Here is a 20,713-nt window from a genome sequence, read left to right as displayed (position 1 = left end):
GAGCTGGACCACCCCTCCCCCTTCGGTGTCACGGTCGTCCTGATGGAAGAAGACGGCTACAGCGTGCGCCTGACCGAGACATTCGCCCGCTGACCCGGCGTAGGCCGTCGGACATCAGGTGCCCACCAAGCCCTGAGCATGAGACGCGGAACCGGATCAGGGCGGCAGAGGAGCCGTCGACCGATCCTGGCGGGCGGTGACTGAGCCAGGAGACCGGAGGCTGTCCCAACAACCGGCCCCGTCTGCCTGTGGGCTTGATCCGCTTTGACGGACATCCGAGATCAGGGGTTCTGGCAGTGAACGCGAGGAGCCGGCCGCGCTGCGGCGGGAGAACCGCCGGCTGCACGATGACGTCGGCATCCTCAAGCGGGCCAGGGCCTTCTTCGCGAAGGAGACCCGGTGACAGTGCACCGTTCATCGAGGCGGAGAAGCGAGACGGTCACAACGTCAAGCACGCGTGTGAACTGCTCAAGGTCTCCCGGACTGCCTTCTACGCCCGCCGCACCGCCAAGCCCGGCGCGCGGGCGGTCCGTGACGCCGAGCTGACCGGGCAGATCGCCGAGGTCCACGCCAAGTTGCGCGGCCCCTACGGCGCTCCACGCATCCACACCGTGCTGAAACGCGAGGGTGCTGTCTGCGGACGCCGCCACGCGGGCGGCGGGCCTGCAGGGCCGCTACCGCAGACGACGGCACCTGACCACCATCCCCGACCCTCGCGCCGCCACCCGGCCCGACCTCGTCTTGCGGCAGTTCGGACCCGACCCAGCCGCCGTCGACAGCCGCTGATGCGGCGACATCACCTATGTCCCGACCGAGGAGGGCTGGCTCGATCCGGCCACCGTCATCGACATCGCCTCCCGCCGGGTCATCGGCTGGGCGACGGCCGATCACCTGCGAACCGATCTGGTCGCCGACGCCCTCACGGCGGCCTGCCGACAGCGTCGTCCCACCCGGCCCGGTGATCTTTCACTCGGACCGTGGCAGTACACCAGCCAACAATTCGCCACTCTGGCAACGGAGTTCGGCGTCCACCTGTCCGTCGGCCGTACCGGGCAGTGCTCGACAACGCGCTCGCCGAGTCGCTCTTCGTCACCATCAAACGGGAGTTGCTCGACACGAACCCCTGGACCGGCCGGGCCGCCGCCCGCACCGCGACGCCGCGTGCACGCCGGAAGCCGGGTACGTGTCAGAAGCCGGATCCCGGGTCAGAGCCCCCGCAACCACCGCGCCGGCCAGCACCAGCATGCACGCAAAGCAGCCCGCCGGCACCGGAACACCCCCCTCAAACCACGCAATCCAGCAAAGCCCCGCCAACCACCCAGCCCCGACCACACACCGCGCACGCGCCTTCCGGAGAATCTGTGCAGGAGTGCCACATGGGCTGCACACAGCCTTTCTGCAGCCCCGTTAGCGTTGCTGCGGCTCGATCTCGCGTGCGACCTTTCCCGGGCCGCAGCCCGGCGGGTCGACGGCACGTCAACTCAGGAAGACCGCACATGGACTATTGCTCCTCGTGTCACCGGCATCTCAACGGCGCCCTCGTGTGTCCCGGGTGCGGCGCGTACGCCCCGGACATCGCTCCCCCAGCGGTCGAAGGTCGCGCCCTGCCGACGACGACCGAAACGGCGGTGACCGTAACGTCGCAATGGTTCACGGCCTCCCGGACGCAGCACGGTAGCGATCTTCGTGACGAGGCAGCGGGCGGCGACGGCACGGATGAGGTCCCGCACACCGGCCCTTCCGGTGACCTGGAGGCCGCGCCACAGGGGCGGGCAGCGCGGCGTCGCCAGCTGGCACGATGGAAGAAGAACAAACGCCGGGCCGTGGTCGCGACCGCTGTCGCACTCGTCGGGGGCGGCTTGACCGTCGCCGCGCTGGACCGGCCCTCCACCGACCGAGCCCAGGAAGCAACGGCTCCGGACGACACGAACAAAAACGGCACCTACAAGGGCGTCCCGGAGGAACCGCAAGCACTGCCCACGCTTCCGGCACCGACCCAGCCCGATACCCGCCGGTCTTCGCGCACGACTCCCCCCGTACGACATCCCGCGGCCGACCTGCCGCGTGAGAAGTCCCCCGCCCCCCTGCGCCGCACGACGCGGACGATCACCCGGCCCGACGCCGCAGCCCCTGCTCAACCAGATCCGGCGGCGCCGGCGACGTCGGTCGCGCAGCCGCAGACCGACTCACCGACCTCCCCCGAGCCGGACCAGGGCGGCACCGGCAGGACAGCGGAGCAGCAGCCGGCCGACGACGGCACGGATTCGGGAACGTCCTCCGAGGCCACCCAGCCCAGCCCTTCCCCTGCCGCGACGTCCCCGGCGGAGATCTGTCTGCTCGTGGTGTGCATTGGCTGAGCACGCGGCACCTCGCTCCCCTGTGTCCTCGGAGAGCTCATGCCCGGGCCTCAAGTCCATCTGGCCTCAGCAGCGTGACCGAGGCCACGGCTGTCGCAGCGCGTGACACCCTCGCCCCCTGGCATCGTGGAGTGTAGACATGGGCGCATGCTCCGCCACTTGGGTCGATCCCAGGCTCAGTCGACCTCCCCTGCCAACGGTCTGCGCGCACGGCTCCGGCGTTCCGGTGCTCGCCGGACACATGAGCAGCGAGCGCGGCAGGTATCGCACGGGCCTGGCGAAGAGCAAGGGCCACCTGCGGACGGGCCCCGGCGGAAGCCGGCCGACAGGTTCAGGTCGGCGTTGAGCGGGCGCAGCGTCGCCGGGCAGGTCTTCGTACTGCAGGTCGTGATCGTACTGATGCTGGTCGTGGCCGCGGTGGTGGCGCTGGTGCTGCAAGTGCGATACGACAGCACAGAGGAAGCCCGCAACCGTTCGCTCGCCGTTGCCGAGACGTTCGCCAATGCCCCGGGTCTGCGCGAGGCATTGCGTGGTTCCGACCCCACAGCTGTGCTCCAGCCGCGTGCCGAAGCCGCACGCGTGCGGTCAAAGGTGGACTTCATCGTTGTGATGAACATCGACGGGACCCGCTATACGCACCCGAAACCGGACAGGATCGGCAAGAAGTTCGTCGGGACCGTGGAACCCGCGCTGGCCGGCCGTTCCATCACCGAGGAGATCGAGGGAACCATCGGGCCGCTGGTGCAGGCCGTGGTTCCGGTCAAGGCTCCCGACGGATCGGTCGTGGGACTGGTGTCGGCCGGTATCACGACCGCCAATGTGGGTGGCGTCGCGGATCGGCAGCTGCCGATCCTCCTCACGGCCGCGGCCGCGGCACTCGGCCTGTCCACGGCGGGTACAGCGCTGGTGAGCAGACGACTGCTGCGCCAGACCCGTGGTCTGGGTCCGTACGAGATGACCCGGATGTACGAGCACCATGACGCCGTGCTGCACGCCGTCCGAGAGGGAGTGATCATCGTCAGCGGTTCGGGGCGGTTGGTGCTCGCCAATGACGAGGCCCGGCAGCTGCTCGGCCTGCCCGCCGACGCCGAGGGCCGGCAGGTTCTCGAACTCGGTCTTGACGCGGACACCGCCGGGCTCCTGGCCTCGGGACGCGTCGCCACGGACGAGGTGCACCCGGTCGGAGACCGGCTGCTGGCGATCAACCAGCGGCCCACGGACCGTCAAGGGGGCCCACCCGGAAGCGTCGCGACGCTCCGCGATACGACTGATCTGCGCGCCTTGTCCGGACGGGCCGAGATGGCACGTGAACGCCTCAAACTGCTCTACGACGCCGGGGTCGGCATCGGCACGGGCCTGGACGTCGCTCGCACCGCCGGAGAGCTGGCGGAGGTGGCCGTCCCGCGGTTCGCGGACTTCGTCACCGTGGACCTGGCCGACGCCGTGCTGAACGGGGAGGAGCCGAACAATGTCAGCGATCTGCGCCGCACAGCGTTCACCGGAATCCGTAAGGACGCCCCTCTGCACCCGGTGGGCGAGCGCATCAGATTCGTCGCTTCCTCACCCCAGGCCCGTAGCCTCAGCACCGGCCAGGCTGTCGTCGAGCCGAACCTCAAGGACGCCCCCGGGTGGCAGGCCCAGGATCTGGAACGCACCGAGCAGGTCGTCGCGTACGGAATCCACTCGCTGATCACGGTCCCCCTGCGGGTGGGAGGCCTGGTGCTGGGCGTGGCCAACTTCTGGCGCTCTCAGAAGCCGGAGCCCTTCGACACGGAGGAGGTGGCCCTGGCCGAGGAACTGGTCGCCCGGGCCGCGGTCTCCATCGACAACGCGCGCCGCTACACCCGCGAGCACACGATGGCCGAGACGCTGCAACGAAGTCTGCTGCCGCGCAACCTGCCCGAGCAGAATGCGCTGGATGTCGCCTACCGCTATCTTCCCGCGCAGGCGGGGGTGGGCGGGGACTGGTTCGATGTGCTGCCGCTGCCCGGCGCCCGGGTCGCACTGGTCGTGGGCGATGTCGTCGGCCACGGTCTGCACGCCGCGGCCACGATGGGGCGGTTGCGTACCGCGGTGCACAATTTCTCCGCCCTGGATCTGCCGCCCCATGAACTCCTCGGGCTTCTCGACGAGTTGGTGGGTCGCATCGATCAGGACGAAGCGGAGGACAGCGGTGCCGTGATCACCGGCGCCACCTGTCTGTACGCGATCTATGATCCGGTCTCCCGGCAGTGCAGTGTGGCCCGCGCAGGCCACCCGCAGCCGGCGCTGATCCGGCCCGACGGCAGCGTCGAGTTCCTCGAGGTTCCGGCGGGTCTCCCGCTCGGGCTCGGCGGCCTGCCGTTCGAGACGGCCGATCTCGAGCTGGCCGAGGGCAGCCGTCTCGTTCTGTACACGGACGGGCTTGTCGAGGACCGGGAACGGGACATCGACGTCGGGCTCGAGCTGCTGCGCACCGCGCTGGCCGGGGCCGACAGGTCGCCGGAGGACACCTGCCGGGTCGTACTCGACGCGATGCTTCCGGCTCGGCAGAGCGATGACATCGCCTTGCTCGTGGCCCGTACCAGTGCGCTGTCGGCGGACCGGATCGCCGACTGGCAGGTACCCTCCGACCCGGCGGCCGTTTCCGACGTACGCGAATCGGTCACCCGGCAGCTCGCTCAGTGGGGGCTGGACGACTTGGCGTTCGCGACGGAGCTGATACTGAGCGAGCTGGTCACCAATGCGATCCGTTACAGCAGCGGCCCCGTCCGTGTCCGTATGCTGCGCGACCGGAGCCTGGTCTGCGAGGTCTTCGACAGCAGCAGCACCTCACCCCATCTGCGTTATGCGGCCACCACCGACGAGGGCGGGCGCGGCCTGTTCCTCGTCGCGCAGCTCGCCGAACGCTGGGGCACCCGCTACACCCCCACTGGCAAGATCATCTGGGCGGAACAGCCGCTGCCCTGAGAACCGGGAACCGGTCGCAGAGCGTCCGGGGCCGGTTGTTCGCCCCGTGAGCGGGGGCAATTTCAGTGCAGGGACCCGCAGTTGGTCCCGGACATGGCTGTCCACCCTTCCGGGCGGGGCCCTTCAGCTGTCAGACTCCGCAGGTGCCCGACTTCGACATACTCGTCATCGGATCCGGTCCGGGCGGCCAGAAGGCCGCCATCGCCGCTGCCAAGCTCGGCCGCCGGGTCGCCGTCATCGACCGCCCCAACATGGTCGGCGGGGTCTCCATCCACACCGGGACCATCCCCTCCAAGACACTGCGTGAGGCGGTCCTGTATCTGACCGGCCTCACCCAGCGTGATCTGTACGGCCAGAGCTACCGTCTCAAGGAGGACATCACCGTCGCCGACCTGACCGCGCGCACCCAGCATGTGGTGGGCCGTGAGGTCGATGTCATCCGCAGCCAGCTCTCCCGCAACCACGTCTCTCTCTTCGCCGGCACCGGCTGTTTCGTCGACGACCACACCGTCGCGCTGCGCGAAGTGACCGGCCACGAACGGCTGTTGAGCGCCGAGCACATCGTCATCGCCACCGGCACCCGCCCCGCCCGGCCGACCAGCGTCGAGTTCGACGAGCGGACGATCATCGATTCGGACAACGTCCTCAATCTGGAACGGGTGCCACGTTCCATGGTCATCGTCGGTGCCGGGGTGATCGGCATGGAGTACGCCTCCATGTTCGCCGCTCTCGGCAGCAAGGTCACCGTGGTCGAGCAGCGGCCCGGGATGCTCGACTTCTGCGACGTCGAGGTGATCGAGTCGCTGAAGTACCAGCTGCGGGACCTGGCCGTCACCTTCCGGTTCGGGGAGACCGTCGCCGCGGTCGAACGTCATCCGCGGGGCACGCTCACCGTCCTGGAGAGCGGCAAGAAGATACCCGCGGACGCCGTGATGTACTCCGCGGGCCGCCAGGGCCTCACCGACGACCTCGAACTCGACAAGGCCGGGCTGTCCGCCGACCGGCGCGGCCGGATCAAGGTCGACGAGCACTACCGCACCGAGGTGCCGCACATCTACGCCGTCGGCGACGTCATCGGCTTCCCGGCGCTGGCCGCGACCTCGATGGAACAGGGACGTACGGCGGCGTACCACGCCTGTGGCGAGCCGGTGAACCAGATGCACGACCTCCAGCCGATCGGCATCTACACCATCCCGGAGATCAGCTTCATCGGGCGGACCGAGGACCAGCTCACCGAGGATTCCGTGCCGTACGAGGTCGGCATCTCCCGCTATCGCGAGCTGGCCCGGGGGCAGATCATCGGCGACTCGCACGGCATGCTCAAACTGCTCGTCTCGCCGGAGGACCGCAGGCTCCTCGGCGTGCACTGCTTCGGCACCGGGGCCACCGAGCTGATCCACATCGGGCAGTCCGTGATGGGCTGCGGCGGCACGGTCGACTACCTGGTCGACGCGGTGTTCAACTACCCCACCCTCGCGGAGTCCTACAAAGTCGCCGCCCTGGACGCGACGAACAAGATCCGGCAGATCGACCGGCTGAGGGATTGATTCAGGGACTGATGAGGATCAGTGACTGATGAGGAGGAGATCGCGTCGATGACGGCGTCCGATTCGAGTCACTTACGCTCGTGGGGTCTTGTCCGCGCGGCCGTACCCGCGGGCCGCGTATGCAGAAGCCTTGTCGTAGCCCTCCTGTTGGCCTGTGCCCTGCTGCCGGCGGGCCCCGCGACCGCCTCCGGATCCCGTGACGCGGGCCCGGTCGGCTGGGCTTCCGTCAACGGCGGCACCACCGGGGGCGCGGGCGCCGGGCCGGAATCGATGTGGACGGTGTCGACGCGTGTGGAGCTGAAGGAGGCGCTGGCCAACCGCGGCGAGGCGACCGCGCCCAAGGTCATCCGGGTCGAGGGAGACATCAGCGGCCATGAGGCCGGCGACGGCACGCTGCTCGGTGAGCAGGACTACGCTCCCGGCTACGACCTGGCGAAGTACATGTCGTGCTTCGGCGAGGACGGCGCCGAGTGGTCCGACACCCGCTACGACTACTGCAAGCAGCAGCGGATCCTGCGGCAGACCGGTTCGAACAAGGAGAAGCAGCAGATCCAGCTGACCGTGCCGAGCAACACCACGCTCATCGGCACGGGAGGCGACGCCCGTCTGCTCGGAGTTTTCCTGAGCGTCAACACCGGCACCAACATCGTGATCCGCGACCTGACCCTCGAAGCGCCCGTCGACCACTTCACCACCTGGTCGCCGGACGACGGGGAACAGGGCAGCTGGAACGCCCGCTTCGACGCCCTGGCGGTGATCACCGGCAGGAACATCTGGATCGACCACTGCACGTTCACCGACGGCCGCTACCCGGATCGCACGGCACCGCCCGGCTTCCACGGCGAGCGGGTGCAGCGGCACGACGGGCTGCTGGACATCGAGGACGGTTCGGACTTCATCACGGTGTCCGACAGCCGGTTCACCGACCACGACAAGGCGGTCCTCATCGGGTCAGGTGACGGGCGGGGCGACCGCGACCGCGGGCATCTGAAGGTCACCTTCGTCCGCAACCTGTTCACCGACATCGCACAGCGCGCTCCGCGCGTCCGCTTCGGGCAGGTGCACGTGGTCAACAACGTCTACCGGGGCCGGGCCGGGGGCACCGGGTACGCGCTCGGCATCGGGGTGGAGTCCGCGATGGTCTCCGAGAGGAACGTATTCCTGTACGAGGGCCCTGATGCGAGCTCTGCCCTGGTGGTGGCGATCTACGGGGGTACGCGCTTCAGGGACACGGGTTCCTGGCTGAACGGCCGCCCGGCCGGACTCGACGCCGCGGCGGCGGCCGAGGCGGCCGACGGGTTCACGACCGACACCGGCTGGGCGCCCGCCGACGTCTACCCGTACCGTCCGCTGAGGTCGCCGGCCGCGGTGTGGTGGCACGTCCTGAACCACTCCGGCCCCCGCCACCGCTGAACAGAGCGGGAGCGCCACCGCGCCGTTTCATGGGGACGTACGGCTTCAGGGCTTTCGGGCGACGCCGCCCAGGGCGATCACCTCGCCGGCAGTGCCGGCCGTCGTGGGGTCGGGGCGCCAGTCGGTGATGGGTACGACACCGGGCTCCAGCAGCTCCAGGCCGTCGAAGAAGCCCGCCAGTTGCTGCGGACTGCGCAGGTGGTACGGGGCTGCGCCGCTCTCGTTGTAGAGGCGGGTGGCTTCGGCGTTGGCCTGGTTGGTGTCCACGCTGTCGTTGAACGCGAAGTAGCTGCCGGAGGGCAGCGCCGCCATGAGTGTGCTGACGATGGACCGCGCTTCGCCGTAGTCGGCGATGTGCCCGCTGACCTGCATCAGTGTGAGTGCGACCGGCTGCGACAGGTCGAGAGTGCGGGCCGCTTCCCGCAGCACGGCGCCCGGGTCGTGCAGATCCGCGTCGATGTAGTCGGTCACTCCCTCACGGGTGCTGGTCAGCAGTGCCTGGGCATGGGCCAGGACCAGGGGGTCGTTGTCGACGTAGACAATGCGGGCGTCGGGAGCCACCCGCTGGGCGATCTCATGGGTGTTGTCCGCCGTGGGCAGGCCCGTGCCGATGTCGAGGAACTGGCGGATCCCGGCCTCACCGGCCAGGTGACGCACGGCGCGGCCGAGGAAAGCCCGTGAGTCGCGGGCGAGGTCGGTGATGCCGGGGAAGACCTCGCGGAACGCGTCACCGGCTTCCTCGTCGACGGGGTAGTTGTCCTTGCCGCCGAGCCAGTAGTTCCAGATCCGGGCCGAATGCGGCACCGCCGAGTCGATCTTCGCTGACGCCGCGGTGTCGGGGGCGGACGAGTCCTGCGTCACCGTTCAGCCTCCTTCTGGGGAACCTCATTGGCCTTGGGCATCCAACGTAGAGTCAACTGCCCGCGTTCCACCGGCACTTTGCCGGGTTCAAAGGGCATGAGTACCAGGACACCCGTCGCCGTACCGAGCGCGTCACCTCGCATGACCGCCTCCTGCCGGCGAGGCAGGAGGCGGTCCGTTGTCGGCGTCCGTCGGGGGTTACAGGGGGACGCGTGACTGGGCGGCGGAGATGACCGGCTCGCGTCGGCGGTGGCGCTGCTCGTACTCCGCCACCTGGCGGGCCATGCCCAGGGAAACGTTCTGCAGCTTGGCCATGATCTGGCTGGGGTCCATGGTGTCGTAGCCGGACCACGGTTCGCTGCCGCGCAGTTGCTCGATCGCGTCCAGGACCGCGTCCCGGTTCGCGTGGGCCCGCTCGTAGCCCTCGATCACCGTCAGGTCGGACTGTGACAGCGGGCGCAGCCGCTTCTTGATCTCGTCGAGGCCGAGTCGGCCGTACCCGGCGATCGGCAGGTCCTCCTCCCGGGTCACCGCGCCCTGTACCTCCTCGGCCATCCGGGTCACTCCCGGCATCTCGCGGACCACGCCCTCGGCGGCGGACCTGGTCTGCCGGCCGCTGGTCTGGACGGCATCCCGTAGCCGGTCGACAGTCGTCCGCACCACGTGCATGAGCTCGTCTCGCACGCTGCCGTCGTGCTGCGGGCCGAAGCCATTGCCCGCGGCCGCCACCGCTCGCGCGTGCGCGGCGACGCTGTCCTCCAGCGTCTGCAGCAGCTCCTGGTCCAGGCGGCGCAGCGAACCGAGCAGGTCGGCGGCGGCCTGGTCCTGGATCTCTTCGGCGATGCTCTCCCCGGCCCGGGACGCGGCCAGCGCCCGGGCCGCGGCCGTGAACTCGTTCTCGGCGTTCTTCAGCAGCCGCCGCTCATCGGCCGGACCGCGCAGCAGCCCGGTCAGGAGCGACGAGCCGATCGTCAGCGGCAGCATGGCCGTGCGCAGGGCGCTGCGGGAGACGAGCGCCGCCATGTCGACCGTGCTGCCGAGCAGGCTGCGCCGACGCGTTTCGCGTACGTGGTGCTCGATCCGCTGAAGGCTGTCCAGGACCTCGGCGACCTGGCGCTCCAGCATCTGGCGGTACGGACCCGGAGGCGTGACCGTCACATCCGCCCGGAACCGGTCGGCGACTGCGGCATGGGTCTGCCGGGCATCTTCCAGCGCCGGTGCCAGCGCCTGTGTCATCACTGCCATGTGCTACTCCCTGAGTGGGGGATCGGGCGGCTGTCCGCCGCACGCGGGAAACGGCTGCTCGTCGGCCTTCCACGGCCGGCAATCGAAACCATCCTGCGAGACCCCCACCGCGAACGCCCGGCGAGCGGCATTCGGCGGGGCGGCACCGCACGGCTCGGTGGCCCGCCTGGTGCGGACATCGCACGCCGTGCCACACCTGCCGGATTACTCCGTACGGGTGACGGCGGCGCCGTCGTCGCGGCGCCTGTGCGGTGACAGCGGCGTCGGCGGTCCGCGTACGCAGGGAGAAGAGGGAGATACGCGTACGAAAAGGAGAAGGCGTCGGTGGCGAATTCTCGCCCCTTTCCCGGGCGTGAAGTGCTGCGTCAGCTTCTGACGCCCTTTCATGGGGCACAGTCACCTCGGGCACCATCGACCTCACCGCCTCTACACATAAGGGCGCCTGATGGAGGGTCGGGGGAGACCCTGCGTAACCCCGCCGGTACGCAGTAGGTTCGGGATCAGAACGCGCGCGGCCAGGGGGCCGCGCGCGTTCTGGATCGAGATGAGGGGAGAACCGTGCGTCGTGGAGACGAGTTCGCCGGCCGCTATGTCCTCAAGGAGGTCATCGGCGCAGGGCGGAGCGGTGATGTGTGGCTGGCCCACGACAAGGTGGTCGGGCAGGACGTCGCGCTGAAACCGGAGCGGATCGAGGGCGACCGCGAGACCGCGGTACGTCGGCTGCTGGGCGAGCCGCGCGCCATGGCCAAGTTCCGCGATCATCCCCACGTCGTGACCCTGTTCGACGTCGTGACCGTGCCGGAAGACGGGGAGGGGAGCGGGGACGGAGAGGACACGTACTGGTTCATCATGGAGTACGTGCCTGGCGGCGGCCTGGACCGGGAGCCGCCGATGTCTCCCCAGCGGGCGGCCCGCATCGGTGCCCAGCTCGCCGACGCACTCGCCGCCCTGCACCAGGCGGGCATCGTGCACTGCGACATCAAGCCCGCCAACATCGGCCTCACCGGACGCGGCACCGCGAAGCTGCTGGACTTCGGTGCCGCCCACCGGGCCGGCGGCACCGAAACCGTCACGGCCAACGGCCCGTCCAGCTTCACTCCGGCCTACGCCGCCCCCGAGCTGGCCCGGGGGAACATCCCCCGGCCGGCCTCGGACGTGTTCTGCCTGGGCGCCACGCTCTACGCGCTGGTCACCGGTTCGCCGCCGCGCGGCAACACGTCCGATGGGGACGATGAGCACGAGCAGGAAGGAGTCGACGGCCCGGACACCGAGCGCCTGACGCACTGGAAGGCCGAGCGGGGCGTCGTCGAGATGGACGCCGAGGCCGTGGGAGCGCTGTATCCCGTACTGACCGCCATGCTCCAGCGTGATCCACGGCAACGCCCCGAAGCGACCGAGGTCAAGCGGCTCCTGGCGGCCATCGCCGGGTCCGAGCAGGATGCCGGCGAGCGGACTCTCGAGGACAAGCCGACCGGGAGCGGGCGGCGGCGCCTGCCACTGCTCGCCGCGGCCCTCGGTATCAGTGCCGCCCTGGTCCTGGGCCTTGTCCTACTCCCCGATGACGAGGGCGGCGACACGCATGCCACCGACCAGGCAGGCCAGAGCCGTCCCACGGACGACGCCTCGAACGGCTCAGGAAAGGTCTCAGGGCAGTCCCTGATCGGCGATCCCCGCACCGCCGACCTGTGCACCCTGACCGACACCACTGCCCACGGCCTCGGACGCTTCGGCGAGGCCCAAGTGGACGTGGATTACGGGAACTTCGACCGCTGTGACGTGCTCGTCCACACCGGCGGCGAGAACCGTATCGACGTGTCGCTGGACCTCCGGCCGGGCTCACGTCCCGAGTCGTCGCAACCCGACAGAACCATCGGAAGCATCGGCATCATGGAGGAGGAGCCGGCGGACGACGAGTGCGAGCTGAAGCTGGTGCCTGAGAGGGCGGCCGACGGCATCCTCGTAGGGATCCGCGTCAACGTGGGTGACGGCACCGTGACCGGCGGCGCCGCGACTCTGTGCACGGTCGCCGACTCGGCCGCCCGGAGCGCGGCCGACGTGCTGAACCAGGGACCGATCCCCCGCCGTCCCGAGAACTACCCGAAAGACTCGCTGGCCTGGTCGAACGCCTGCGATCTGCTCGACGCCAAGGCGCTGTCCGTCGTCCCCGGCATCAAAGCCGACGCGCCGGCGGACATCGATGTCGCGAAATGGGGCTGCGAGTGGTCCAGCGATGACGACGACCTGGAGACGGAGGTGAGCTTCATCCGCGATCAGCCCAAGACCGCGGCGGACGGCGATTCCATCCGGCTCAGCGGCTACGACGCCATCGTCGAAGCCGAGGACGACACCTGCTCGGTCTTCGTCGAGTACCGCGAGTACAGCGGCGCGAACGCCGAAACAGCCGTTGAGATGCTCCGCCTGCGGGTCGACGGCAAGCGTCCCACCGCCGAACTCCGCTCGATGGCCACCGCCCTTGCCAGGTCCGCCGCCGCCAAGCTGCCTCGACGCTGACGTCCCGGAGGGGGCCGGGAGCCGCCCTGCACGAGGCGTGCGCCTTCGAGAAGCCAAGCCCGTGCCGGGTTCCCTGGTGCGGCGGATCCCTCTTCGGCGCCCGACCCACCACCGGGTTCCGCGCGGCCGGTACGTGGAACGGCGCACCGGCCGCAGGCGCGTGTGGTCACACCGGAGAGGCACGCCTCAGCAATTTCGAATCCCCACTCGCATGGTTTCCCATTCTTCACATCTGCGAGCGGATGATGAATTACGTCAGAGGTGGCGTACCCGCGCGGCGATGCCATGTCCGATCAACAGGTAGATCACGGCAGGCAGGCCGTAATTGAGGAGAACGCGAAGCCCTTCCGTGTCCATCGTGAAAATGTCCTGTGACCACCACGCCAGCCAGTCGGCGACATCTTCCACGAACTCGACGAAGACGTTCGCCTGGTTGGCGTCGAGCAGGTAGAGCAAGATCCACAGTCCCAGAAACAGTGCGGCGACATCGGCGATGGTGTGGATGACCAGGGCTGCTCGTCGCGCTACGGAGCCGTCTCTTGGCCTTTCGTGACGGTGACTGGGAGCCTGATTGCGATCGTATTGCTGGTTTTCGTGTACGGGTTCGAAGTTACTCACTGGGATTCCAATCCGACGTGTCCACTGCCTCGACGGCATGGAAGAGCAGCCACGGCAGAGAACGCCTTCCCCATCGGAGAATTCTCGGCCGTGGACGCATGCGGGGCGCTTTCCGCGCCTTATGGAAACTGCGCCGCGCTCGGATGGCGTGTTACACGGTGACGCGATACGTCCGATATCGACAGTTACGGTCATTCGCCGGCAGGATCCAGGACCTGGATCTTTCTGCGCGCCGATTACCGCCCTTTGACCCGGTCATGACTCCCCGTCCTGGAGGATCGAGACAGCCGCCGACTGTGGCGCATCCGACGGCTGCATGCAGGAATCGCTATATGTTAATGTCGCAATGCGTTGCCGCCCCCGAGAGCCGTCGGGCAACGTCAGACACAAGGCAAGGAGCCCTCATGACCAGCGCGACCGACCACCTCACCCACGAGAACCACACACACGCCCACGGCAAGGACTGCGGTCACGTCGCCATCCCCCACGGCGACCACACCGACTACGCCCACGACGGGCACATCCACCGGGCGCACGGCGACCACGTCGACGAGTGCGACGGCACCGGCCACTCCGTCCACGAAGGACACGAGCACCAGCACGGCGAGGGCTGCGGGCATGTCGCCGTGCCGCACGACGGCCACACCGACTACGTGCACGACGGCCACCGTCACGCCGCCCACGAGGGACACTGGGACGACCACTGACGACCGACGCCGGGTGACGCCGGGTCCGACAGGCCGCGGCACGGCCGCGCCGGGAATTATTGCCACATGCTAATGTCTGCATATGGCAACGACTTCCCCTCCTCCGGCAAGCGAGCCCGCGGAAACCCTGCAGGCCGCCAGTGAGCTGCTGCGAGCCCTGGCCTCGCCCGTGCGCCTCGGCATCGTGCGCGAACTGTCCACCGGCGGGAAGTACGTCCACGAACTGGTCGCCACCCTGGGCGTGAGCCAGCCTCTGGTCTCCCAGCACCTGAGAGTGCTGCGCACCTCCCGGATCGTCACCGCCCGGCGCCAGGCCCGCGAGACCCAGTACACCCTGACCGACGACCACGTGGCGCACATCGTGCTGGACGCCATCCGTCACGCACAGGAGTAGCGTCGGCACGCACGCCCCGTAGCGCCCCGATGGCCGCCCGGCTTCCCGCCGGGCGGCCATCGCCGCGCCTGGGCTCACACCTCTCGGATCTCGTGTCCCAACGGGGTCCGGCCGTCAACTGGTACCCGCACCGGCCGCCCGCTGCCAGGCCGACTCCCGCAGCAGGCGCAGTCCGTTCAGGCCGACGATGACGGTCGAGCCCTCGTGGCCCGCGACGCCGAGGGGCAGCGGCAGGGTGCCGGCGAGGTCCCAGATGACGAGTCCGGCGATGAACACACCGGCGATGACGAGGTTCTGGACGACCAGCTCCCGGGCGCGGCGGGAGAGGGCGACGGTGGTGGGGACCGCGGCGAGTTCGTCGCGGACGATCACGGCGTCGGCGGTCTCCAGGGCGAGGTCGGAGCCTGCCCGGCCCATGGCGATCCCCGTGTGGGCGGCGGCCAGGGCGGGCGCGTCGTTGACGCCGTCCCCGACGACCATCACCTTGCGGCCCGCGCTCTCCATGTCCTTGACCGCGCTCAGCTTGTCCTGCGGCAGCAGTCCGGCGCGTACGTCGTCGATGCCGGCCTCGGCGGCCAGGTGGGCGGCAGCCCGGGCGTTGTCACCGGTGAGCAGGGTCGGAGCGGTGCCGGTCAACGCGGTGAGGGAGGCGACGGTGGCGGCGGCGTCCGGGCGCAGCCGGTCCGCGATGCCCAGTACTCCGGCGGGGGCACCGTCGACCATCACCAGGACGGCGGTACGGCCGGACTCCTCCAGTTCCTCGGCCATCGCGACGACTGGGCTCCCGGCGTCGTCCAGCAGTCGGGCCGGGGCGCCCACCGCGACCGTGCGGCCGTCGACGACGGCCTGCACTCCGACGCCGGGTGCGGACGTGAAGTCCTCCGTGGCGGGCAGGTCGAGGCCGCGCTCGCGGGCAGCGTCCACGACCGCTCGGGCCAGCGGGTGTTCGCTGGGGTGCTCGGCTGCCGCCGCAAGCATCAGCAACTCGCTCTCGTCCAGGCCGGATTCGGACAGCGGCCGTACGTCGGTCACGCGAGGGGTGCCTTCGGTCAGGGTGCCGGTCTTGTCGAGGGCGACCGTGTCCACCTGGCCGAGCCGCTCCATCACCACGGCCGACTTGACCAGCACGCCGTGCCGTCCGGCGTTGGCGATCGCGGAGAGCAGCGGCGGCATGGTGGCCAGTACGACCGCGCACGGCGAGGCCACGATCATGAAGGTCATGGCGCGCAGGAGCGAGTCGTCGAGTTCGGCGCCGAAGGCGAGCGGTACGAGGAACACGGCAAGGGTCGCGGCCACCATGCCCAGCGAGTAACGCTGTTCGACCTTCTCGATGAACAGCTGGGTGGGTGCCTTGGTCTCGGACGCCTCCTCCACCATCCGCACGATCCGGGCGATGACCGAGTCGGAGGCGTCGCGCTCGACGCGGACCCGCAGGGCTCCGGTGCCGTTGAGGGTGCCCGCGAAGACCTCGTCCCCGGGCTCCTTCGGCGCGGGGAGCGGTTCGCCGGTGATGGTCGCCTGGTCGACCTCGCTCGCTCCGTCCAGTACGCGGCCGTCGGCGCCGACGCGCTCTCCGGGGCGTACGAGGATGGTGTCGCCGACCGTCAACTCCTCGACGGGGACGGTCTGTTCGCTGCCGTCCGGAGTCAGCCGGGTGGCCGTGGAGGGGGCCAGGTCGAGCAGACCGCGGACCGAGTCGGCGGTGCGGGCGGTGGCCAGTGCCTCCAGCGCGCCGGACGTCGCGAAGATGACGATCAGCAGGGCGCCGTCCATCACCTGACCGATCGAGGCTGCTCCGAGGGCGGCGACGATCATCAGCAGGTCGACGTCGAGGGTCTTCTCCTTGAGCGCCTTCAGTCCCTCCCAGCCCGGTTCCCAGCCACCGGTGACGTACGCCAGCGCGTAGAGCGGGCCCCAGGTCCAGGCGGGGGCGCCGGTCAGCTGGAGGGGCAGCGCGAGCAGGAAGAGGGCGGTGGCCGCGGCAGCCCAGCGGGCCTCGGGGAGCGCCAGGATGCGGGTGCGCCGCCGGGGCGCGGTCCCGGCGCGCGCGGGCCCGGCCCGGTCGACCGACGGCGGGGTGAGCGTGGAGGTCATCACTGTCCTTCGTGAGGGACGCATGGGGGCGTACGGGCAGACGGCGGTTCCCGGGGCCGGCCGTTCCCTCACCATACAGGATCACATGAAGAGGCATTCATGTCTTCATGTCCGCACTCTCCACCCCCTGTCGTCACTATGGTCACTCCAGACCCACAGAGACACCGAGACCGAGATTCCGACAGGCAGTGACAGCGTGTGGCGTGAGGGAGGAGGCGCGGGCATGGCTCGGGGCGACGAGTCCGACGAGTACCGTGACAGCGAGGCCGACGGCGGCGCGCAGGTCCCCCAGCACCCGATGCCGCCCGAGCTGAAGGAACTCCCTTCGGTGTCCGACGCGCGACTGACCGATCTGCTGCGCGCCGACGCCCGGACCGCGCGCCCCGCCTGGCGCGAGCTGCGCAGCCGCCACCGGCCCGCGGTTCTCTCGTACGCCCGTCTGTGCACCGTCGACGAGTCGGCGGCCCATCGGATCACGGCGACGGCCTTCACCCTCGCGGCCCGCGAGACGGCGCGTGGCCTGGAGCCGCGCACACCCTGGCGGCATCAACTCCTGCTGCTCGCCTGCCGCGTGGCCGCCGAGTGGTCCGCCGACGAACGTGCCGCCCGCCTCGATCCGGGTCTCCTCACCCGCCTGCGCGAGGCGGGTGCAGGCACCGACGGACCCGTCCCGCCGATGCTCGCCGCGTTCCTGACGCTGCCCACGCGGGTGCAGGGTCTGGTCTGGTACGGCGTCGTGGACGGGGAGTCCGAGGCCGACACCGCCCGCCTTCTTGGCGTCACACCCGAGGATGTGGCGTACGGCGGAGAAGGGGCGTTCCAGGCCCTGTGCGACTCCGTGCTCAAGACGCGCCTCGCCGGCTCCGACGATCCGGGCTGCCAGGATTTTCGCCGCCTGATCGAGGAGGCGGTACGCCCCGGGGCCCCTCGCCGCAGTGCGGACCTGGACGCGCATATGGGCAGCTGCCCGCACTGTGCCGCCGGATACGAGGAGTTGACGGCCCTGCGCGACACCCCACGCGCGGCTGCGGCCGAGGGGCTGCTGCCCTGGGGTGGCACGGCGTACGCCATGAGCGGTGGGGCGGTGGACGAGGAGCAGCGGGAAGCGCGTACGACGACGGGGCAGAGCGAGGGTACGGCGGCCTGGTGGAGCTGGTCGGCCTGGCGGCCGTCCCGCCGCTTCGCGATCACCTCGGCCGCCCTCGGTGTCGTCGTCGCACCGCTGCTGGTCTACCTGCTGACGCAGGGCGACTCGGGATCGCAGGAGTCGGCCGGCGCTGTGGATACCCCGCCGCAGCCACCGTCGGTCACATTGACGTCGACGTTCTCCCCGCCGCCGATCCCGTCCGCCACGACCCGGTCCCCGTCCCCCAGGCCGACGAAGTCGACGCGCCCGGCCTCACCGAGCCCGACACCGACGCCAACGCCCACACCGAAGCCGACGCCCACACCGACACGTACGACGCCCCCGGCGTCCGAGCCACCGGACGGCTCCTTCGCCCAGGTGGTGAACGTCGACTCGAGCCTGTGCCTGGACGTCGAGGACGGTGACTTCGACAACGGTACGAACGTCATCGCCGCCGACTGCTCCGCCTCAGGCACCCAGCGCTGGCGTGTCGACGCCGCAAGCGGCGCCCTCCAGTCGTACGCCGACCCGGACTTCTGCCTGGACAGCCGGGGATCCGTCGACGACGGCCTCGGCATCTGGACCTGCGAATCGCTCGAGAGCAGCAATGGCGAGAACCTTCGGTTCACGGTGGACGGCGCGGGTGTCATCCGCCCGGCCATCGCCCCGGACCACGCCCTGACCCCGGCCGACGGCGAGGGTCTGGAACTCGCCCCGGCCGACGGAGACGACGACCAGCGCTGGAAGGCGGGCGCCGGGGTCACCTGAACCTCGGCCGTGGCCGGTCCTCGGGGGGTCGTGGTGTGCCGCGGTGGCGAGTCGTCGGCGGAGAGCGACTCCGTCGCCGTGCCCCGTCAGTCCCTCACGACAAATAGGGCGAGCACCGCGACACATCACTCGCGTTTCCCTTTCCAAGGAACGTAAACGTGGTTTTCCCCCTCGCCCGGGCACCGGGGCCCGGCCGGGTGACGCCGACCGTTCTCCCGTACCGCCTGCGAACCTGATTGATCCGTCGTGCGGTGGAGACCCGTACAGCCATCAGCGCAGGGTTTGTCGGAGGCGGCCGGCCTGCACCGAAGGTGCGGCGGCGGTGTCCGGAAAGGGAGCAGCAGTGGCGCAGAACGCGGATGACGCCGCTCTCAACGGGCGGCGCCCAGTTCCTGAACTGCATCTGGCGGGCGGTGCGGCCGAGGGGAGCCGACGGCCCGATGCGGGCGCGGAGCAGCTCCCGCCCGACCGTCACCAGGCGATCCTGGAGGCGACCAAGCAGGTCGCCGCCCTCCTGAAGAGGCAGGGGCACGACTTCGCTCTCGCCGGGAGTGTCGCCGTCTACGCCCACGGCGGGGCAGGCAGCCTCCAGCACGATGCCGACTTCTGTATCAGACCCGAGGACGCCGAAGCGGTCGCCGCCACGCTGGAGGACGCCGGTCTGACGGTGTACGCGCCTCCCGAGGACTGGCTGCTGAAGGCCAAGTGCCTCGGGCAGGACGTGGACCTGATCTTCGGGCTGGCCCATGGACCGGTCAGTACCGAGCTGCTCGGCAGGGCACGGGAGATGCCGGTGGACTCCGTGCAGATGCCCGTCCTGGCACCCACCGACCTGCTGCGGAGCCTGCTCGCCGCCTTCTCCGAGCACCACTGCGACTTCGGCGCCGTACTGCCGATCGCACGGCTGCTGCGCGAGAAGGTCGACTGGGAGCGGATCCGCCGCGAGTTCGGGGACGTACCGATGCCCGCCGCTTTTTTGTACTTGCTGGAGCGCCTGGACGTCATCGCACCGCAGGGAGGAGATCAATGAACGCCCATGCCGGACACGACCCGGGTGATACGGGCACCACGGCGGACGCCGGAGCCGCCGGGAACAACATCGAGTACCGCATCGCCCATCTGCAGGAGCGGCTCGCCGCCGGGGAACTGGGCGAGCTCGGCACGCGCGTCGAGCCGCGGGGATCGGCCGTGACGGTCATCGGCACCGTGCCCACCGCGCACTGCCGCGAGGAACTGCTGCGCACCGTGAACGACGAACTGGCCGGTCTTGCCGTCCATTACGACATCGTCGTGGCCGAGGCTGCGGCTCCCGATCACCCGGAGGAGGTGGCATGATCCGCGTCGCGGCCGTCGGGGACATACATATGGGGCTGGACAGTCAGGGCCTGCTCAGGCCGGCTTTCGACACGCTGCCCGGCTGTGCCGACCTGCTGCTCCTGGCCGGTGACCTCACCCGGCACGGCACGCCGGAGGAGGCGCGGGTGGTCGCCGAGGAGGTGGGTGGTCTGCCCGTGCCGGTTGTCGCCGTGCTCGGCAATCACGATCACCACGACGAGAAGCCGGAGGAGGTCGCCGCGGTGCTGCGCGCGGCAGGTGTGCGCGTTCTCGAGGGGCAGTCGACGGTCGTCGAAGTCGACGGCGCGCGCATCGGCGTCGCGGGCACGAAGGGCTTCGGCGGCGGCTTCGTCGGCCGCAGTGGCAGCGAGTTCGGTGAACCGCTGATGAAGGAGTTCATCCGGTACTCGCGCCGCTGCGCCGACGGTCTGCGTACGGCTCTGGACGAACTGGCCGGGCAGGGCTGCGGGACGCGGGTCGCGCTCACGCACTTCTCCCCCGTGCCCGACACGCTGGCCGGTGAGCCACCGGAGATCTATCCGTTCCTCGGCAGTTACCTCCTGGCCGAGGCGATCGACACGGCGGGCGCGGACCTGGCCGTCCACGGACACGCCCACGCCGGTACGGAACACGGGATGACCAGCGGCGGCGTCCCGGTCCGCAACGTCGCGCAGCCCGTCATCCGCAGGGCGTTCAGCGTGTATCACCTGCACGGCCACGAGGTGCCGACGACGGCTTCCACCCCCGTCGGCACCTCCGTCGGCACCTTCGGCTGAGCGGGCGCCGGC

17 protein-coding genes are annotated in these 20,713 nt (G+C 69.9%); 13 read left to right on the top strand and 4 right to left on the bottom strand.

What is annotated here, in order from left to right:
* Window positions 1-627 precede the first annotated feature (627 nt).
* The 6 genes from OP79_RS55230 to OP79_RS11015 all read left to right on the top strand — a co-directional run bounded on the left by OP79_RS55230 (window position 628) and on the right by OP79_RS11015 (window position 8,266).
* Window positions 628-786, top strand: a complete 159-nt coding sequence (locus OP79_RS55230; protein WP_157857302.1) for a hypothetical protein — start codon at window positions 628-630, stop codon at window positions 784-786.
* Between the two features lie 9 nt (window positions 787-795).
* On the top strand, window positions 796-1,632 hold the full coding sequence (locus tag OP79_RS58490; protein ID WP_425428560.1) for a DDE-type integrase/transposase/recombinase: 837 nt from the start codon (window positions 796-798) through the stop codon (window positions 1,630-1,632).
* Window positions 1,542-2,357 carry an SCO2400 family protein gene (locus OP79_RS53805; RefSeq protein ID WP_425428559.1) on the top strand — a complete coding sequence of 272 codons (816 nt, stop codon included), beginning with the start codon at window positions 1,542-1,544 and terminating at the stop codon, window positions 2,355-2,357. Before OP79_RS58490 ends, OP79_RS53805 begins: the two co-directional genes overlap by 91 nt.
* A 147-nt stretch (window positions 2,358-2,504) precedes the next feature.
* On the top strand, window positions 2,505-5,306 hold the full coding sequence (locus OP79_RS11025; RefSeq protein ID WP_078491714.1) for a SpoIIE family protein phosphatase: 2,802 nt from the start codon (window positions 2,505-2,507) through the stop codon (window positions 5,304-5,306).
* A gap of 143 nt (window positions 5,307-5,449) precedes the next feature.
* Window positions 5,450-6,853: a Si-specific NAD(P)(+) transhydrogenase gene (gene sthA, locus OP79_RS11020; RefSeq protein WP_033319857.1), complete on the top strand. Its 1,404-nt coding sequence runs from the start codon at window positions 5,450-5,452 to the stop codon at window positions 6,851-6,853.
* Between the two features lie 21 nt (window positions 6,854-6,874).
* Window positions 6,875-8,266 carry a pectate lyase family protein gene (locus OP79_RS11015; protein WP_245685275.1) on the top strand — a complete coding sequence of 464 codons (1,392 nt, stop codon included), beginning with the start codon at window positions 6,875-6,877 and terminating at the stop codon, window positions 8,264-8,266.
* A 45-nt stretch (window positions 8,267-8,311) separates the two neighbouring features.
* Here the strand turns inward: OP79_RS11015 and OP79_RS11010 are convergent, their stop codons facing one another.
* Together OP79_RS11010 and OP79_RS11005 are read right to left on the bottom strand one after the other, a co-directional pair.
* On the bottom strand, window positions 8,312-9,127 hold the full coding sequence (locus OP79_RS11010) for an SAM-dependent methyltransferase (protein ID WP_033319856.1): 816 nt from the start codon (window positions 9,125-9,127) through the stop codon (window positions 8,312-8,314).
* 198 nt (window positions 9,128-9,325) lie between these two features.
* Complete coding sequence (locus OP79_RS11005) at window positions 9,326-10,372, bottom strand: hypothetical protein (protein WP_033319855.1); 1,047 nt, start codon at window positions 10,370-10,372, stop codon at window positions 9,326-9,328.
* Between the two features lie 558 nt (window positions 10,373-10,930).
* Between OP79_RS11005 and OP79_RS11000 the strand changes: the two genes are divergently transcribed.
* A complete protein-coding gene (locus OP79_RS11000) occupies window positions 10,931-12,883 on the top strand; it encodes a serine/threonine-protein kinase (protein ID WP_033319854.1) in 1,953 nt (650 codons plus the stop codon).
* 255 nt (window positions 12,884-13,138) lie between these two features.
* Here the strand turns inward: OP79_RS11000 and OP79_RS10995 are convergent, their stop codons facing one another.
* A complete protein-coding gene (locus tag OP79_RS10995; RefSeq protein WP_033319853.1) occupies window positions 13,139-13,501 on the bottom strand; it encodes a hypothetical protein in 363 nt (120 codons plus the stop codon).
* A 404-nt stretch (window positions 13,502-13,905) separates the two neighbouring features.
* Here OP79_RS10995 and OP79_RS10990 point away from each other — a divergent pair, with 404 nt between their 5' ends.
* Together OP79_RS10990 and OP79_RS10985 are read left to right on the top strand one after the other, a co-directional pair.
* Window positions 13,906-14,208: a hypothetical protein gene (locus tag OP79_RS10990; RefSeq protein WP_033319852.1), complete on the top strand. Its 303-nt coding sequence runs from the start codon at window positions 13,906-13,908 to the stop codon at window positions 14,206-14,208.
* 82 nt (window positions 14,209-14,290) lie between these two features.
* Window positions 14,291-14,602: an ArsR/SmtB family transcription factor gene (locus OP79_RS10985; protein WP_033319851.1), complete on the top strand. Its 312-nt coding sequence runs from the start codon at window positions 14,291-14,293 to the stop codon at window positions 14,600-14,602.
* 114 nt (window positions 14,603-14,716) lie between these two features.
* On the opposite strand, the gene OP79_RS10980 is transcribed toward OP79_RS10985, so the two are convergent.
* Entirely contained in the window at window positions 14,717-16,696 is a 1,980-nt protein-coding gene (locus OP79_RS10980; protein WP_033319850.1) for a heavy metal translocating P-type ATPase, read from the bottom strand.
* A gap of 223 nt (window positions 16,697-16,919) precedes the next feature.
* Here OP79_RS10980 and OP79_RS10975 point away from each other — a divergent pair, with 223 nt between their 5' ends.
* The 4 genes from OP79_RS10975 (at window position 16,920) to OP79_RS10960 (ending at window position 20,701) form a co-directional block, all read left to right on the top strand.
* Complete coding sequence (locus OP79_RS10975) at window positions 16,920-18,590, top strand: RICIN domain-containing protein (protein WP_211270768.1); 1,671 nt, start codon at window positions 16,920-16,922, stop codon at window positions 18,588-18,590.
* A gap of 343 nt (window positions 18,591-18,933) precedes the next feature.
* The gene (locus OP79_RS10970; protein ID WP_033319849.1) at window positions 18,934-19,620 is read left to right on the top strand and encodes a nucleotidyltransferase family protein; all 687 of its coding nucleotides are present in this window, start codon (window positions 18,934-18,936) and stop codon (window positions 19,618-19,620) included.
* Complete coding sequence (locus tag OP79_RS10965) at window positions 19,617-19,925, top strand: hypothetical protein (RefSeq protein WP_033319848.1); 309 nt, start codon at window positions 19,617-19,619, stop codon at window positions 19,923-19,925. Before OP79_RS10970 ends, OP79_RS10965 begins: the two co-directional genes overlap by 4 nt.
* Entirely contained in the window at window positions 19,922-20,701 is a 780-nt protein-coding gene (locus OP79_RS10960; RefSeq protein WP_033319847.1) for a metallophosphoesterase family protein, read from the top strand. The genes OP79_RS10965 and OP79_RS10960 overlap by 4 nt, the downstream gene beginning before the upstream one ends.
* The last annotated feature ends 12 nt before the right edge of the window (window positions 20,702-20,713 follow it).

Source organism: Streptomyces yerevanensis, assembly GCF_000716805.1.
GTDB classification, from domain to species: Bacteria; Actinomycetota; Actinomycetes; order Streptomycetales; family Streptomycetaceae; genus Streptomyces; species Streptomyces flaveus.
The sequence above is the reverse complement of the archived record's forward strand: the minus strand, read 5'-3'. Positions and strand labels throughout refer to the sequence as shown.

What these genes read in the sequence shown, in the direction of transcription:
- OP79_RS11025 (WP_078491714.1), top strand. Translation starts at nt 2,505, where the DNA reads ATGCTCCGCCACTTGGGTCGATCCCAGGCTCAGTCGACCTCCCCTGCC.
- OP79_RS11005 (WP_033319855.1), bottom strand. Translation starts at nt 10,372, where the DNA reads ATGGCAGTGATGACACAGGCGCTGGCACCGGCGCTGGAAGATGCCCGG.
- OP79_RS10990 (WP_033319852.1), top strand. Translation starts at nt 13,906, where the DNA reads ATGACCAGCGCGACCGACCACCTCACCCACGAGAACCACACACACGCC.
- OP79_RS10985 (WP_033319851.1), top strand. Translation starts at nt 14,291, where the DNA reads ATGGCAACGACTTCCCCTCCTCCGGCAAGCGAGCCCGCGGAAACCCTG.
- OP79_RS10980 (WP_033319850.1), bottom strand. Translation starts at nt 16,696, where the DNA reads ATGACCTCCACGCTCACCCCGCCGTCGGTCGACCGGGCCGGGCCCGCG.
- OP79_RS10975 (WP_211270768.1), top strand. Translation starts at nt 16,920, where the DNA reads ATGGCTCGGGGCGACGAGTCCGACGAGTACCGTGACAGCGAGGCCGAC.
- OP79_RS10965 (WP_033319848.1), top strand. Translation starts at nt 19,617, where the DNA reads ATGAACGCCCATGCCGGACACGACCCGGGTGATACGGGCACCACGGCG.
- OP79_RS10960 (WP_033319847.1), top strand. Translation starts at nt 19,922, where the DNA reads ATGATCCGCGTCGCGGCCGTCGGGGACATACATATGGGGCTGGACAGT.